This window comes from Pseudomonas sp. NFPP24, assembly GCF_900112095.1.
GTDB lineage: Bacteria > Pseudomonadota > Gammaproteobacteria > Pseudomonadales > Pseudomonadaceae > Aquipseudomonas > Aquipseudomonas extremorientalis.
The window spans coordinates 95577-110153 of the sequence record NZ_FOKD01000008.1 but is presented as its reverse complement, the minus strand read 5'-3'; the positions used below and the strand labels follow the sequence as shown (position 1 = coordinate 110153).

Here is a 14577-nt window from a genome sequence, read left to right as displayed (position 1 = left end):
GGGCGCCTGCCGTACGATTTTTCGTGCGTTCAAGCGCGCCTTTTCAGTTCGACGCACGGTAAAGCCCGTGCGCATCGATGTAGGCCAGGACCGCGTCAGGCACCAGGAAACGTACCGACTTCCCGCTGGCCAGCAGTTGACGGATCTGGGTGGCGGACACCGCAAGCGGGGTCTGCCAGACGAATGCAATATTCCCGTTCGGCCCGGTCAGGGCCAAGGGGTCACTTACCGACCGCGCGGCCAGCAGGTTGCGCAAGGCATCCGGCGGTTCGCTGTCGGCATCCGGGCGTTGCAGAACCAGGATGTGGCAATGCTGGAGGAGTTCCTCCCAGCGATGCCAAGAGGGCAGGCCGCAAAAAGCGTCCCAGCCCAGAAGCAAAAACAACTGGTCATCCGCGGCCAACTCGGCGCGCATCAGCTCCAGGGTGTCAACAGTGTAGGACGGTTTATCGCGCTTGAGCTCGCGGTCGTCCACCACCAGCGGCGTTATGCCTTCCACCGCCAGGCGCACCATTTCCAGGCGTTGCTGCGGCGATACCTGCGGCGTATCGCGATGGGGCGGCCGCGCATTGGGCATCACGCGCAGCTCGTCCAGCGCGAGGGCATCCGCAACTTCCAGGGCACTGCGCAAATGGCCGATGTGCACGGGGTCGAAGGTACCGCCGAGCAGCCCGATGCGTTTACCCATCAAGTGCGCACATGACCGTCGCCGAACACCACGTACTTCTCGCTGGTCAGGCCTTCCAGCCCGACCGGGCCACGGGCGTGGAGCTTGTCGGTGGAAATCCCGATCTCTGCGCCCAGGCCGTATTCGAAGCCGTCGGCAAAGCGTGTCGAAGCGTTGATCATCACCGAGGCGGAATCCACTTCGTTGAGGAAGCGCCGGGCATCGCTGAAATGCTCGGAGACAATGGCGTCGGTGTGCTTGGAGCCGTAGGTGTTGATGTGTTCGATGGCTTCGTCGAGGTCATCGACGATCTTGATCGACAGGATCGGCGCGGTGTATTCGGTGTACCAGTCCAGCTCGGTCGCCTCGATCACGTCCGCACCCAGCAGCGCACGGGTGCGCTCGCAACCGCGCAGTTCAACGCCCTTGTCGCGGTAGATGGCAGCCAGCGGCGGTAGCACGCGCTCGGCAATGCCGACGTGCACCAGCAGGGTTTCCATGGTGTTGCACGGGGCGTAGCGGTGGGTCTTGGCGTTGTCGGCGATGCGGATCGCCTTGTCGATGTCAGCGGCGATGTCGATGTACACGTGGCACACGCCGTCCAGGTGCTTGATCACTGGCACCTTGGCATCGCGGCTGACGCGTTCGATCAGGCTCTTGCCGCCACGCGGCACGATCACGTCGACGAATTCCGGCATGGTGATCAGCGCACCCACGGCGGCGCGGTCGGTGGTTTCCACCACTTGCACCACTTCGGCGGGCAACTCGGCCACGGCCAGGCCCTGCTGGATGCAGGCCGCGATGGCACGGTTGGAATTGATCGCCTCGGAACCGCCGCGCAGGATGGTGGCGTTGCCAGACTTCAGGCACAGGCTCGCAGCGTCGATGGTCACGTTCGGACGCGACTCGTAAATGATACCGATCACGCCCAGGGGCACGCGCATCTTGCCGACCTGAATGCCGGACGGCAGGTAACGCATGTCGCGAATTTCACCGATGGGGTCAGGCAGCTTGGCCACCTGACGCAGGCCTTCGATCATGTCGTCGATACGTGCCGGAGTCAGTGCCAGGCGGTCCAGCAGGGCCGGCTCCAGGCCACTGGCGCGGCCGTTGGCCAGGTCTTGCTCGTTGGCGGCGCTGAGCTCGGAGCGCGAAGCATCCAGGGCATCGGCGGCGGCCAGCAGGGCACGGTTCTTCTGCGCAGTGCTCGCACGGGCGATCAACCGCGAGGCCTGACGGGCAGCGCGACCCAGGCGGGTCATGTAGTCAAGAACGGACTCAGTCATGGTCAGGGAGTCTTGGCAGGGAGGAAAGCGGCAGATTATAGCTGTGACGCCGCCCGACTGACAGCGGTGAGGGGCGGATGGTCGAAATGAACTGTAAAAACCTGGGGTTCAGCGGTAATTAAGGTGGGAGTTGTTATGATTCCGTCACATTTAGCCGTATTTACCCTGACCGCCATGCCCAGTTCATCGCCGCAACTCCCCGCCAGCGCCCTGCCCGACTGCTTCTTCGACCGTGACGCGCAACTGCTTGCGCAGGAATTGCTCGGCAAAGTCATCCGCCATCGCGTCGGTGAAACCTGGCTTTCGGCGCGGATTATTGAAACCGAAGCCTATTACGTGGCGGAAAAAGGCAGTCACGCCTCATTGGGCTACACAGAAAAGCGTAAGGCTTTGTTTCTGGATGGCGGGCATATCTACATGTACTACGCCCGGGGTGGCGATTCGCTGAACTTCAGCGCCCATGGACCAGGCAATGCCGTGTTGATCAAATCGGCCTATCCATGGGTCGATGACGTATCAGGCCCGGCCAGCCTGGCACAGATGTTGTTGAACAACCCGACCCCTGACGGCAGTCCCCGCGCCTCGCAAAAACTGTGCGCCGGCCAGACCCTGCTGTGTAAGGCCTTGGGTCTGAAGGTGCCGATGTGGGATGCCAAGCGCTTCGATCAGGAACGGCTCTATGTGGAAGATGTGGGGCAGACCCCGACCCAGATCATCCAGACCACCCGCCTGGGGATCCCCAGCGGGCGTGATGAACACCTGATGTACCGCTTCGTCGATGCTGGCTACGCGCCTTATTGCACGCGGAACCCGCTGCGCAAGGGCCAGGTCGAAGGCCGCGATTATTTTTTGATTTGAGCATGGAGTGGATTGTATGGGCCAATGGCTCGATAGCATTACCGGCTGGTTGACCCTGAACCCCGAATGGCTGGCGGTCGCGGTGTTTATCGTCGCCTGCGTGGAGTGCCTGGCCATCGCCGGGCTGATCGTGCCGGGCACGGTATTGTTGTTTGCCATTGCCGCCCTCGCCGGCAGCGGTGCGCTGTCACTGAGCGAGACCCTGCTGCTGGGCTTCCTCGGCGGATTGTTGGGTGACGGGGTTTCCTACTACTTGGGGCGACATTTCCACCAGAACATCCGGCGCTTGCCCGGCTTGCGTCATCACCCGGAATGGATGAACGGCGCCGAAACCTACTTCCACAAGTACGGCATTGCCAGCCTGCTGGTCGGGCGCTTCATCGGCCCGCTGCGGCCCATGCTGCCGATGGTGGCTGGGATGTGCGACATGCCCTTCCCGCGTTTTGCGATTGTCAGCCTCGTGGCGGCGGCGGGATGGTCGGTGGCGTACCTGCTGCCAGGCTGGGCGACCGGCGCCGCATTCCGCCTGCCATTGCCGGAGGGTTTCTGGCCTGAAGCGGGAGTGGTAGCAGCCTGTATCGCGGTGGTGCTGGGCCTGAGCCTGAACAGCAGCCTGCGTGGCCATCGTCGCGCTACCCTTTGGATCGGTTGCGCCAGCCTGACGATGTTGATCGCCTTGTTTATCGGCTACCCCCACCTCAATGACTTTGACCAGGGCCTGAGCGCCCTGGTGCAGGAGCACCGCAGCCCCTGGCTGGACGAAGTGATGGTGCGCATCACCCAACTGGGCGAATTCAAGAAGATGTTCGTCGCCAGCGCCGTGTTTACCGGCTTGCTGCTAGTGGCTCGGCAATGGCGCCATGCGGTGTTTGTCGGCGCGACCCTCGCCGGTGCGGCGGTGATCAACACCGGAACCAAGTTGTTTTTCGCCCGTGGCCGCCCGGAAATCCTCACAGACCCACTGACCAGTTTCAGTATGCCCAGCGGCCATGCATCCGGCGCGTTTGCGTTTTTCCTGGCCCTCGCGGTCCTGGCCGGGCGCGGGCAACCCATCCGGCTACGCCTGACCTGGATGCTGCTGGGCTGCATTCCCGCCGCCTTTATCGCATTGTCGCGGGTCTACCTGGGCGCGCATTGGCCCACAGACATCCTGGCCGGCACGCTGCTGGCGATGACGGTATGTGCGTTCAGCCTGGGGGTCAGCCAGTACCGCAGCCCGCTGCCGGCGATGCCGCAAAAAGCCTGGTGGCTGTTGCTGCCAGCATTGGTGGCGGTGCTCAGCTTTATCGCCCTCACCGGCACGCCCCACGCCCTGCTGCGTTATGCCTATTAAGTGAACAACTCGCCCTGCAACTCATCGAGCAGCATCTGGATCGCATCCAGGCGCTGCTGCGGGTCGTCGAGTTGCAGCAGGTCGATCTTGTCGGCCTCGGTGAATGGCAGCAGATACGCCAGTTGATTGCCCAAGGCTTGCTGCCCGTCGGCGTGGGCGTCCATGTCCAGCGAGGCCACCATCGGATGCTCGGCCAACGCCTGGAGCAATGCCAGCAGGTCGGCGTCCTCTTCTTCCAGCGGTTGATCCGGCAGTTCTTCGAGCCACTGCACATCAGCCACCAGCAACTGGTCTTTCTGCACGCCCGCGTCACGCACCCGGAACCGGCGACCGCCTTCGACACGAATCCCCAGCAGGCCATTGTCCTGCTGCTTGAAGTCGCGGATCAGCGCTTCACAGCCGATCAGCGCGTAGCCGTCCGGGGCCAGGCCCACTTCCTTGCCGTCGAGGATGCACACCACGCCGAAGCTTTCGCCCTTTTTCATGCAGCGGGCGACCATGTCCAGATAGCGCGCCTCGAACAATTGCAGGTCGAGGGTGCAGCCTGGGAATAGCACGGTATTGAGTGGGAACAGCGCCAGACTCATAAAGGTTTCCTTAAACCCGGTTTAAACGATCACCGACACAGCCAGCGGCAGGAACACTGCCGTGGCCACGCCCATCAGACTCATGGCCAGCGCCGCAAAGGCGCCGCACTCTTCGCTTTCCTGCAACGCCACTGAGGTGCCGACCGCGTGGGCGGTCATGCCCAGGGCCATGCCCCGCGCCTCAGGGCTGTGCACGCCCAGGCGCGACAGGTATGCCGGGCCGATCATCGCGCCGATCACCCCGGTGATCAGCACAAACACCGCCGCCAATGCCGCCACACCGCCAATCTGCTCGGCCACCAGCATGGCGATCGGCGAGGTCACCGACTTGGGCGCCATGGTCATCAACATCCTGTGTTCGGCGCCAAACCACCAGCCCAGCAGTACACACAGGCCGGTGGCCAACACTCCGCCTATCACCAGCGTAGTAAAAATCGGCCAGAACAATTGGCGAATGCGCCGCAGGTTCAAGTAGAGCGGCACCGCCAGGGCCACCGTCGCCGGGCCCAGCAGGATGCCCATGATCTCGGTGCTCTTGCGGTACTCGGCGTAGCTCAGGCCACAGCTGATCAGTACGCCGATCACCAGCAGCATGGAAACCAGTACAGGCTGCAGGAAGATCCAGCGGGTTTTCTCGAAACCGGCCAGTACCAGTTGATAGGCACCCAGGGTGATGCCGATACCGAACAACGGGTGATGGATCACCGCCGCCCAGGCGCCCTGCCAGTCGAAGGTCATTGATCCTTCTCCTTGCGCTTGACCATCTGCTGCATCAACACGCCGACAAAGCCCATGGCAATCACCAGTGACAACACCAGCGCACCGACAATGGCCCAGAAGTCCGCGGCGATGTCCTTGGCATACACCATCACGCCTACCGCCGGCGGCACCAGCAGCAACGGCAGGTACCGTAACAGGCTGCTGGCGGCCAGGCTCAATGGCTCGCCGACTTCGCCACGCCAGACCAGGAAACCCAGCATCAGCAGCAGCCCGATGATCGGCCCCGGCAGTACCGGCAACAGCAAATGATTGATCGCGGTGCCGATCAATTGAAACAGCACCAGCCAGGTCAGGCCCCGTAACAGCATCCGTTCTTCCCCCTCGAAACTCGCCCGCATTATAAGCATGCCCGCCCTATGCACCGGCATTCGCCAAAAGCATGGTGGGTTGACCGGGCCGATTGGCCATGATGATCTACATTGGTTCTCTGTAATCGATAAAAACAGCACCGATGAACCAAGGAGAGACGCAATGCCCCATGTACCCGTAGCGCAGCTCAAAGACTATGTCGGCAAGGAACTGGGACGTTCCGAATGGCTCACCATCGACCAGGCACGCATCAACCTGTTCGCCGAGGCCACGGGCGATCATCAGTTCATCCACGTCGACCCGGTCAAGGCCGCGCAAACGCCATTCGGCAGCACCATCGCCCACGGCTTCCTGTCGTTGTCGCTGATTCCCAAGCTGATCGAAGACATCCTGATCATGCCCGAAGGCCTGAAGATGGCAGTCAATTATGGTTTGGACAGCGTGCGCTTCATCCAGCCGGTGAAGGTCAACTCCAACGTGCGCCTGGCGGTCACCCTCACCGACGTGTCCGAGAAAAAGCCCGGCCAGTGGTTGCTCAAGGCAACCTGCACCCTGGAAATCGAAGGCCAGGAAAAACCGGCTTACATTGCCGAGTCGTTGTCACTCTGCTTTGTATAAGGCCGTGCCTGTGGTGGGGAAATAAACCTCACCACAGGGTATGTAAATTTATGTATGAAACTCGCAGCTGCGGCATACTCGGCGCTCAATTATCCGGATCCCGCTATGCGCCCACTCGCTCCCCTCGCCCTTGCCCTGTTGCTCACCGCTTGCGGAGATGGCGAATCGCTGTTGCCGCCCGATGCGCGCCTGCCTGATGGCGGCCGCTACCGGGGTGATGTGGTCGATGGCTTGCTGCAGGGCCAGGGCCGCGTGGACTACCCCAACGGCAGCTGGTACGCCGGGCAGTTCGACAAGGGCCAGTGGCACGGCCAGGGCGAATGGCATGGCAGCAACGGCGAAGTCTATAAAGGCCGGTTCCAGCAAGGCCTGTTCGATGGCCAGGGCAGCCTGACCACGGCGGGCAGCCACTATGTGGGCGGCTTCAAGAACGGACGACGCAATGGCGAAGGCACCCTCAAAGAGGGGCAGATGACCTATCGCGGCGAATTCAAGGACGACCAGTATTCCGGCCTTGGTCGCCTGGAGCTGGCGGACGGCAGCCAGTACCAGGGCCAGTTCGCCCACGGCAAGCCCAATGGCGAAGGCCAGCGTAACGACGACAGCGGCAACCAGTTCAGCGGCCATTTCGTCGATGGCCAGTTGGAAGGCAACGGCACCTTCAACAGCGCCGACGGTGACATCTATGTCGGCCAGTTCAAGCAGAACCAACTCAACGGCAAGGGCCGCTACGAGAACGCCGATGGCGACGTGTGGATCGGCCAATTCAAGGAAGGCGCGCTCAGCGGCAAGGGCGAGTTGATCGGTGTGGATGGCAGCCACTACGTCGGCCAGTTCGCTGATTGGCGCTTTAGCGGCGAAGGTCGCCTCAACCTCACCGATGGCAGCTTCTATATCGGCGGTTTCGACGGCGACAACTATCAAGGCAAAGGTACCCTGGTCCTCACCGACGGCACCGTGCAGGCCGGTACCTGGGTCAATGGCATGCGCGTGCGTGACGCCGACGGCAAGCTGCTGCCCGACCCCCTGGAAATCGGCGTGCTGGCCCAAGGCCGCCTGCTGGATGCAGCCCTCGCCGCCGTGCCCGCCTCCACCCCCGCCGTGGAGCTGTACACCCTGGCCGTGGCTGGCGACGGTAAACAAAGCGTGTTCCTGCGCGAAGCCGATTACGTCAGCAATATGCTCGCCACCCGCTTCGGCGCACGCGGGCAGATTCGCCTGGTCAATCACCGCGACCACATCACCGATCGCCCCCTGGCCACCCGCGAAAGCTTGCGTCGCGCCGTGCAAACCCTGGCCGAGCGCACCGGCCCGGAAGACTTGGTGTTCATCTACATGACCAGCCACGGTACCCACGAACACGAACTGGTGCTGGACCAGCCGCGCATGGAGCTGGCCGACCTGCCAGCCGATGAGCTGGCGGCCGTGCTGGCACCGCTGAAGAACCGCGACAAGATCGTGGTGATTTCGGCCTGCTACTCCGGCGGCTTCATCCCGGCCTTGAAGGATGAGCACACGCTGATCATGACCGCCTCCCGGGCCGACCGCGTGTCCTTCGGCTGCTCCGAGGAAGCCGACTTCACCTACTTCGGCGACGCCCTCTTCGCCCAAGCCCTCAACCAGACCGACGACTTGCAGCAAGCCTTCAAGCTGGCGCAACTGCATGTGGCCGAACGCGAACAGGCGGACAACTTCGAAGCCTCCGAACCGCAGATCTGGGCCCCCAAGGGTGTGATCGCCCACTGGCAATTATTACGCAAACAGCAGGCACGAAAGGCGCTGGAAAGCGTCTCAATGAATAGCAAGGAAGCCAAAGGCAACTAAGCTGTAACGTGTAACAAGGGGGAAACACCATGTACCTGACGCCTCAGCATATCTTGCTCGCCGGAGCCACCGGCCTTACCGGCGAACACCTGCTCGACCGCCTGCTCAACGAACCCACCGTGACCCGCGTGCTTGCGCCCAGCCGCAAGCCGCTGGCCGAACACCCGCATTTGGAAAACCCGGTGGGCGACCCGGCGGTGCTCCTGCCACAACTGAGCGGCCGGGTGGATATCGCCTTCTGCTGCCTGGGCACCACCCTCAAACAAGCTGGTTCCGAAGCCGCCTTTCGCGCGGTTGACCTGGACATGGTCGTGGCGTTCGCCAAGCGTGCGCGGGAAATGGGCGCGCGGCACCTGATCGTGATCAGCGCGATTGGCGCCGACCCGAAATCCTCGGTGTTCTACAACCGCGTCAAGGGGGAAATGGAACAAGCCTTGAGGGCCCAGGACTGGCCACAGCTGACCATCGTGCGGCCTTCGTTGTTGCTGGGGGAACGCTTGCAACCGCGCTTGGCGGAGCAATTGGCCGGGCCGCTGTCGCGGTTGATTCCGGGCAAATACCACGGCATTGAAGTGTGCGAACTGGCCCGCGCCATGTGGCGCCTGGCGCTGGAAGAGCAGGATGGGGTGCGGGTGGTGGAGTCGGACGAGTTGCGCAAGCTCGGCAAATAACCGGTCCCTTCCCACTGAAGGGCTTTTTCGTGGCGAGCTGGCTTGCCCCAGGGTTACAGGCCGCCCGTGGCGTTGAAACCAACGCCCAACACCGTCAACACCGACAGTGGCAACAACAAGGTATCGAGCAACGCACTCGCCGGCAGATCCACCCCAGGATAACCCGGCGCCTCGGCACCAAACCTGTCCTTGGCGCAGCAGCCACCATTCATCGCATACAAATCCAACCGCGTGCCGGCATACACCACCGGCGCACCCGGTTGCGCCGCGTCCAACGTACGCGCGGTGGCGCAGCCCGTCAGTTGCAGCGCCAGCAGGACCAGCAGCGCCTTATTCATCGCTGCTCAAATGGTGCTCGCCCCAACGTGGCAGCATGTCCTGGGGAATGTTCAGCAGGTTGAGAATGCGCGCCACCACAAAGTCCACCAGGTCATCGATGGTCTGCGGCTGGTGATAGAAACCCGGCGAGGCCGGCAGAATGGTCACGCCCATGTTCGACAACTTGAGCATGTGCTCCAGGTGAATGCTCGAATACGGCGCTTCTCGTGGCACCAGGATCAACTGGCGGCGCTCCTTCAAGGTCACGTCAGCAGCCCGTTCGATCAAGTTGTTGCAGGCCCCCGTGGCAATCGCCGACAAGGTGCCCGTGGAACACGGCACCACCACCATCGCCGCCGGCGCTCCCGAGCCGGACGCCACCGGCGACATCCAGTCCTCTTTGCCGTAGACCTTGATCTGCCCCGCCGCCGCACCGGTGTATTCGGTGAGGAAGGCCTGCATGGCCTGCACCTTGGGCGGCAGCGCCACGTCGGTCTCGGTGGCCATCACCAACTGCGCGGCCTTGGAGATCAGGAAATGCACTTCGCGGTCTTCACGCACCAGGCAATCGAGCAGACGCAAGCCATAGGGTGCGCCGGATGCACCGGTCATCGCCAGGGTGACGCGCTCCGGGCCGCTCATTTCAGCGCCTCGGCCAACTTGCCATGCAGGCCGCCAAAGCCGCCGTTGCTCATGACCACTACGTGAGTGCCGGGCTTGGCCTGGTGCTTGACGTGTTCGATGATGCCTTCGATGGAGTCGCAGACGCTGGACGGCACCGTGCACAGGGCGGCAATCGCCGGCAGGTCCCAGCCGAGATTGGCCGGTGCGTACCAGACCACCTGGTCGGCATCGGTGACGCTTTCCGGCAGGCCGTCGCGGTGCGCGCCAAGCTTCATGGAGTTGGAGCGCGGCTCGACAATCGCAATGATCGGCGCATCGCCAACGCGCTTGCGCAGGCCATCCAGGGTGGTGGCAATCGCCGTCGGGTGGTGGGCAAAGTCGTCGTAGATGGTAATCCCATTCACGTCGGCGACCTTTTCCATACGCCGTTTCACGCTCTTGAATGCACTCAGCGCGGCGATACCCATGGACGGCACTACGCCTACATGCCGCGCAGCCGCCAGGGTCACCAAAGCGTTGGCGACGTTATGCTGGCCGGTCATGTCCCACTCGACGATGCCTTGGGCCTCGCCCTCGAACAGCACTTCAAAGCGGGAACCGTCTTCGCTGAGCAACTTGACCTGCCACTGCCCGCCCGCGCCGGTGGTTTGTACCGGGGTCCAGCAGCCCATCTCGATCACGCGCTGCAAGGCAGGCTCGGTGGTCGGGTGGATCACCAGGCCTTCGCTTGGAATGGTCCGCACCAAGTGGTGGAACTGGCGCTCGATGGCCGCCAGGTCGGGGAAGATGTCGGCGTGATCGAATTCCAGGTTGTTCAGGATTGCCGTGCGCGGACGGTAGTGAACGAACTTTGAGCGCTTGTCGAAGAAGGCGCTGTCGTATTCATCCGCCTCGATCACGAAGAACGGCGTGTCGCCCAAGCGCGCCGACACCGAGAAATTCTGCGGCACGCCGCCAATCAGGAAGCCCGGGCTCATGCCCGCATGCTCAAGCACCCAGGCCAGCATGCTGCTGGTGGTGGTCTTGCCGTGAGTGCCGGCGACAGCAAGTACCCAGCGGCCTTGCAGCACGTGGTCGGCCAGCCACTGCGGGCCAGACACATAAGGCAAACCTTTGTTGAGCACATATTCGACCGCTGGGTTGCCACGGGACATGGCGTTGCCGATCACCACCAGGTCAGGGACCGGGTCGAATTGCTCCGGGTCGTAGCCTTGGGTCAGCTCGATGCCCTGGGCCTCGAGTTGCGTGCTCATGGGCGGATAGACGTTGGCGTCGGAGCCGGTGACATGGTGGCCCAGCTCTTTGGCCAGCACCGCCATCGAGCCCATGAACGTGCCGCAGATACCGAGAATATGAATGTGCATAGTCGACCTCGTAAAACATCGAGGCAGGTTAGCGCAGGGGGGCGAAAATCGCACTCTTTAGCTGTCAGGAAGCGGCCCCGGAGGGCCGCCCGGGGACTCAGACGGTCGCCGTATCAGCTGTTGTTTCGACGGGTAACTCGGTGGCCTTGAGTACGATGAGTTTGCCGATGAACTTGTTCACCGCCTCAAAACGCTTGTCCAGGCTGTCCAGCCGGCTGCTGTCGGTACCGGTCGTTGCGCCGGAAGCTTCTTTGTAAGGTCGAAAGATCATGTCGTTTTCATCACCGATCATCTTGAGTTGATTTTCGGCGACGTCGTACAAGGCCTCAAGCGCGGCCAGTCGCTCACCCGGAGACTGTGAATCACGTTCAACCAATTTGAGGGCCGTCGCATCCGTCCCCTCCCGTATTGCCATGATGTTATTCGCCACGACCTCGATACGCAGTTCGGCCAGGGCCAATCGCGTGTCCACATTGGCATTCTGCGTCGAAATACTGCCCGTGGGCGTCGTCCCCTGAGTGCTGGGGGCCGGTTGGTGCACCGGTGGCAGTACCGGGGTCTGTGCGGCGTACTGGCCTTTGATCGCCTCTCCTGTCCAAGCGGACCCTGCGTAGGTTGCAATACTGAGTGGCGCACTGACGAGCCCATTGACACCCGCATTTACAAAGGCATCACGGGCCACCGTGCCGAGTTTGGGGGAAGTAGAAAACACACCGGCCTTGTGCAATCGGTCTGCAACGATCAGGTTTTGCGTCACCTCGGCCAAGCTCTTGGGAGCAGCATGGCTCTGGGACGGAATCACATTGGTCACCGGCTGGCCAGTGATCTTTGGCAAAATACTCTTGAAGGCACTTCCCGCAGACCCCGTCGGCGGCGCTGGGCTTGCAGGCGGGGGATTGAGGCGTGGCCGTGAGCCTCCAACGCTGCTTCCCCGTGTCGGTGGTGATGGCGGACGCCGCCTGAACGGGTTGAAAAACAAGTCTCTCTTGCGACGACTGTGTACCTCTTGCCCGTTTTGGGCTTCATCACTGGGATAATTAATGGGCGGTGCCGTGGGCTCTTTTGATGACTCGGTGGACGGTTGTTCAGTTTGCATAGGTGTTGCCGGAGTCTGACCTGTTATACGCATAACCTTCACCCTGATAACTTCTGAAACGGATGGTTGTTGAGACAGGCAAGGCCAAATTGCACATTGGCCTTATCCTTTGCGTCTTGAAAAACCAACCACCAGTTCCAGAAAACCAATGCCGCGCAAACAAAGCCGACCCCTCGGACGGTGAGCGATAACCGTGACTTACACGCCGCAGTTAATAAGCGACCGGCAACTAACATTCCTGGCGCAATTGACGAGCGATTCCGTACTTGCGCAACTTTCTATATAACGTATTTCGACTGATGCCCAATAAAACCGCGGTCTGGCTCATGTGCCAGTGTTGCTGCGCCAAGGCGGCCAGCAACGCTCCACGTTCGGCGACATCAAGCGATGAATCAACCGATGGCATGACACTGTTTGCCTGTGCGGTCTGCGAACCACGAACACGGGCGGGCACGTCTTCAAGCCGAACAAGACCGTCCGTACATAGCGCGATCAGCGTGCGCAGCACCATGCGCATCTGACGCACATTGCCCGGCCAGGCAAACGCCAACAACACACGGCGTGCAGCAGGATCCAGCGCGACCTGTTGCTCACCCGCCTCCTGGCCCAGCAGAAAATCCAGCAACTGGGATTTGTCCGCGCGATCACGCAGTGCCGGCAGGGAAATTTCCAGACCATTGAGCCGGTAGTACAAGTCTTCGCGAAAGGTGCCGTCCTGCACACGCGCCAGCAAATTGCGATGGGTGGCGCTGATAATTCGTACGTTTACCGCCTCGGGCTCACCGCCGAGCGGCACCACCAGCCGGTCCTCCAGCACTCTTAGCAGACGGGTTTGCAGCGCCAGGGGCATATCGCCGATTTCGTCGAGAAACAGGGTGCCGCCATCGGCTTGCTGCAACTTGCCTTGCATGCCTTCTTTGCGCGCACCGGTAAAGCTGCCTCCCCGATAGCCGAACAATTCACTTTCGATCAGGCTTTCCGGGATGGCGGCACAGTTGAGTGCCACAAATGCCTTGTCGGCCCGCTGGCTGGCCTGATGCACGGCCTTGGCAAAGGCCTCTTTACCGGAACCGGTTTCGCCATTGATCAGCAACGGCACATCGCGCTCGAAAACCCGCAACGCCTTGCTGAAGTCCTGTTGCAGGGCCGGATCGCCCAGGCAGATGCCGGGCAGGCGCGGCCGTTCCACTACCGCAGGTTTGGCAACGGGTGTGGGAATACTGCGCACCTGACCGCGCAGCGCCGCGAACAAATGCCGACCATCGCGGGTACGCAACGGCCAACTGGCGGTGGCATTGGCGCTGGCGCGGCCGAGCAACTGATCGAGGGTGCATTCGAAAAATGCCTCCACCGGCTGGCCCAGCAGACCGCCACGCAACTGCCCCAACAGGTTCAGCGCACTCTGGTTCACCGCGCAGATGCGCCCGTCGCCATCGAACGCCAGCAATCCTTCACTGAACAACCCCACCGACTCAGCCTGCAGGTGAAAGCGCAGCAACCAGTGGTTTTCAAAGTGGCGCAAGAAATAGCAACTCTCGATCATCTTCGCCGACAGATTGACCAGCGCCATGGTGTGAAACTGGCTCTGACGCGACACCGCCTCGCGGGCCGAGGACACATCCAGCACAGCCAGCAGATCGCCATGGGGATCGAACACCGGGCTAGCCGAACAGGTCAGCCCGGTATGCCGGCCACGGAAGTGTTCATCACGATGAATGGTCAGGGACTGGCGCTCCACCAGGCAGGTGCCGATGCCGTTGGTGCCCTCGCACGCTTCGCTCCAGTCAGCGCCCAGCCAAAGCCCGGCGCGTTCGAAGATCTTGCGCTCGGACGGCGCGGTGACACAGTTGAGGATCACGCCTCGCGCATCGGTCAGCAGTACCGCATGCCCGGCGCCGGACAGCTGCTGGTGCAGGCTGTTCATCTCACTGCCGGCGATATGCAGCACCTGTTGCAGGCGCTCGCGGCTTTCCAGCAGGCGCCCGTGTTCAAGCACGGTGGGGGCAATGGTTTGCGCAGGGTCGAGGTGATAGTCCTCCAGGCAGCGCAGCCAGGAGCGGGCGATGGAGGGATCGCTGGATGGGTCGCGGCCATGCGCCACGGTGAGCACTTGCTGGGCATGGCGACTGAAATGATCGTTGTGCATTTCTTATTATTCTCCCTGCGTGAGAACCACCAGCATCCCCCAGCCATCCAGGCAATGCAATCCCGTGCCGACCCGCCGGTCACGGGCTGTACCGTT

15 protein-coding genes are annotated in these 14577 nt (G+C 62.1%); 5 read left to right on the top strand and 10 right to left on the bottom strand.

Annotation, left to right across the window (positions count from 1 at the left end; genetic code table 11):
• Positions 1-43: 43 nt before the first annotated feature.
• Both nadD and BM026_RS18525 read right to left on the bottom strand, forming a co-directional pair.
• Positions 44-688: a nicotinate-nucleotide adenylyltransferase gene (gene nadD / locus BM026_RS18530; protein ID WP_071489888.1), complete on the bottom strand. Its 645-nt coding sequence runs from the start codon at positions 686-688 to the stop codon at positions 44-46.
• The gene (locus BM026_RS18525; RefSeq protein WP_092248139.1) at positions 688-1953 is read right to left on the bottom strand and encodes a glutamate-5-semialdehyde dehydrogenase; all 1266 of its coding nucleotides are present in this window, start codon (positions 1951-1953) and stop codon (positions 688-690) included. The genes nadD and BM026_RS18525 overlap by 1 nt, the downstream gene beginning before the upstream one ends.
• Positions 1954-2127: 174 nt before the next feature.
• Between BM026_RS18525 and BM026_RS18520 the strand changes: the two genes are divergently transcribed.
• Together BM026_RS18520 and BM026_RS18515 are read left to right on the top strand one after the other, a co-directional pair.
• Positions 2128-2811, top strand: a complete 684-nt coding sequence (locus BM026_RS18520) for a DNA-3-methyladenine glycosylase (RefSeq protein WP_093529767.1) — start codon at positions 2128-2130, stop codon at positions 2809-2811.
• Positions 2812-2827: 16 nt separating this feature from the next.
• Positions 2828-4144, top strand: coding sequence for a bifunctional DedA family/phosphatase PAP2 family protein (locus tag BM026_RS18515; protein WP_093529645.1), 1317 nt, complete (start codon positions 2828-2830; stop codon positions 4142-4144).
• On the opposite strand, the gene BM026_RS18510 is transcribed toward BM026_RS18515, so the two are convergent.
• The 3 genes from BM026_RS18510 to BM026_RS18500 are packed head-to-tail and all read right to left on the bottom strand — an operon-like array spanning position 4141 to position 5819.
• On the bottom strand, positions 4141-4731 hold the full coding sequence (locus BM026_RS18510) for an LON peptidase substrate-binding domain-containing protein (RefSeq protein WP_058427778.1): 591 nt from the start codon (positions 4729-4731) through the stop codon (positions 4141-4143). The two genes, BM026_RS18515 and BM026_RS18510, sit on opposite strands and share 4 nt — an antisense overlap.
• A 21-nt stretch (positions 4732-4752) precedes the next feature.
• A complete protein-coding gene (locus tag BM026_RS18505) occupies positions 4753-5469 on the bottom strand; it encodes an LrgB family protein (protein ID WP_092248136.1) in 717 nt (238 codons plus the stop codon).
• Positions 5466-5819 carry a CidA/LrgA family protein gene (locus BM026_RS18500; RefSeq protein WP_015886074.1) on the bottom strand — a complete coding sequence of 118 codons (354 nt, stop codon included), beginning with the start codon at positions 5817-5819 and terminating at the stop codon, positions 5466-5468. Before BM026_RS18500 ends, BM026_RS18505 begins: the two co-directional genes overlap by 4 nt.
• Before the next feature lie 163 nt (positions 5820-5982).
• Between BM026_RS18500 and BM026_RS18495 the strand changes: the two genes are divergently transcribed.
• The 3 genes from BM026_RS18495 (at position 5983) to BM026_RS18485 (ending at position 8933) form a co-directional block, all read left to right on the top strand.
• A complete protein-coding gene (locus tag BM026_RS18495; protein ID WP_071489885.1) occupies positions 5983-6438 on the top strand; it encodes a MaoC family dehydratase in 456 nt (151 codons plus the stop codon).
• A gap of 105 nt (positions 6439-6543) precedes the next feature.
• Positions 6544-8262 carry a C13 family peptidase gene (locus tag BM026_RS18490; protein ID WP_092248130.1) on the top strand — a complete coding sequence of 573 codons (1719 nt, stop codon included), beginning with the start codon at positions 6544-6546 and terminating at the stop codon, positions 8260-8262.
• Between the two features lie 29 nt (positions 8263-8291).
• On the top strand, positions 8292-8933 hold the full coding sequence (locus BM026_RS18485) for an oxidoreductase (protein WP_092248126.1): 642 nt from the start codon (positions 8292-8294) through the stop codon (positions 8931-8933).
• A gap of 53 nt (positions 8934-8986) precedes the next feature.
• On the opposite strand, the gene BM026_RS18480 is transcribed toward BM026_RS18485, so the two are convergent.
• The 5 genes from BM026_RS18480 to BM026_RS18460 all read right to left on the bottom strand — a co-directional run bounded on the left by BM026_RS18480 (position 8987) and on the right by BM026_RS18460 (position 14481).
• Positions 8987-9271 carry a YceK/YidQ family lipoprotein gene (locus BM026_RS18480; RefSeq protein WP_071493681.1) on the bottom strand — a complete coding sequence of 95 codons (285 nt, stop codon included), beginning with the start codon at positions 9269-9271 and terminating at the stop codon, positions 8987-8989.
• Complete coding sequence (ubiX, locus tag BM026_RS18475) at positions 9264-9893, bottom strand: flavin prenyltransferase UbiX (RefSeq protein ID WP_093125672.1); 630 nt, start codon at positions 9891-9893, stop codon at positions 9264-9266. The genes BM026_RS18480 and ubiX overlap by 8 nt, the downstream gene beginning before the upstream one ends.
• Positions 9890-11239, bottom strand: coding sequence for a UDP-N-acetylmuramate:L-alanyl-gamma-D-glutamyl-meso-diaminopimelate ligase (mpl, locus tag BM026_RS18470; protein WP_092248123.1), 1350 nt, complete (start codon positions 11237-11239; stop codon positions 9890-9892). The genes ubiX and mpl overlap by 4 nt, the downstream gene beginning before the upstream one ends.
• Positions 11240-11336: 97 nt before the next feature.
• Positions 11337-12074: a hypothetical protein gene (locus tag BM026_RS18465; RefSeq protein ID WP_256575456.1), complete on the bottom strand. Its 738-nt coding sequence runs from the start codon at positions 12072-12074 to the stop codon at positions 11337-11339.
• Positions 12075-12564: 490 nt separating this feature from the next.
• Complete coding sequence (locus tag BM026_RS18460; protein WP_093514306.1) at positions 12565-14481, bottom strand: sigma-54-dependent Fis family transcriptional regulator; 1917 nt, start codon at positions 14479-14481, stop codon at positions 12565-12567.
• Between the last annotated feature and the right edge of the window lie 96 nt (positions 14482-14577).

Excerpts from the sequence above, each read along its gene's own strand:
- nadD (WP_071489888.1), bottom strand. The coding sequence starts at position 688 with ATGGGTAAACGCATCGGGCTGCTCGGCGGTACCTTCGACCCCGTGCAC.
- BM026_RS18525 (WP_092248139.1), bottom strand. The coding sequence starts at position 1,953 with ATGACTGAGTCCGTTCTTGACTACATGACCCGCCTGGGTCGCGCTGCC.
- BM026_RS18520 (WP_093529767.1), top strand. The coding sequence starts at position 2,128 with ATGCCCAGTTCATCGCCGCAACTCCCCGCCAGCGCCCTGCCCGACTGC.
- BM026_RS18515 (WP_093529645.1), top strand. The coding sequence starts at position 2,828 with ATGGGCCAATGGCTCGATAGCATTACCGGCTGGTTGACCCTGAACCCC.
- BM026_RS18510 (WP_058427778.1), bottom strand. The coding sequence starts at position 4,731 with ATGAGTCTGGCGCTGTTCCCACTCAATACCGTGCTATTCCCAGGCTGC.
- BM026_RS18505 (WP_092248136.1), bottom strand. The coding sequence starts at position 5,469 with ATGACCTTCGACTGGCAGGGCGCCTGGGCGGCGGTGATCCATCACCCG.
- BM026_RS18500 (WP_015886074.1), bottom strand. The coding sequence starts at position 5,819 with ATGCTGTTACGGGGCCTGACCTGGCTGGTGCTGTTTCAATTGATCGGC.
- BM026_RS18495 (WP_071489885.1), top strand. The coding sequence starts at position 5,983 with ATGCCCCATGTACCCGTAGCGCAGCTCAAAGACTATGTCGGCAAGGAA.
- BM026_RS18490 (WP_092248130.1), top strand. The coding sequence starts at position 6,544 with ATGCGCCCACTCGCTCCCCTCGCCCTTGCCCTGTTGCTCACCGCTTGC.
- BM026_RS18485 (WP_092248126.1), top strand. The coding sequence starts at position 8,292 with ATGTACCTGACGCCTCAGCATATCTTGCTCGCCGGAGCCACCGGCCTT.
- BM026_RS18480 (WP_071493681.1), bottom strand. The coding sequence starts at position 9,271 with ATGAATAAGGCGCTGCTGGTCCTGCTGGCGCTGCAACTGACGGGCTGC.
- ubiX (WP_093125672.1), bottom strand. The coding sequence starts at position 9,893 with ATGAGCGGCCCGGAGCGCGTCACCCTGGCGATGACCGGTGCATCCGGC.
- mpl (WP_092248123.1), bottom strand. The coding sequence starts at position 11,239 with ATGCACATTCATATTCTCGGTATCTGCGGCACGTTCATGGGCTCGATG.
- BM026_RS18460 (WP_093514306.1), bottom strand. The coding sequence starts at position 14,481 with ATGCACAACGATCATTTCAGTCGCCATGCCCAGCAAGTGCTCACCGTG.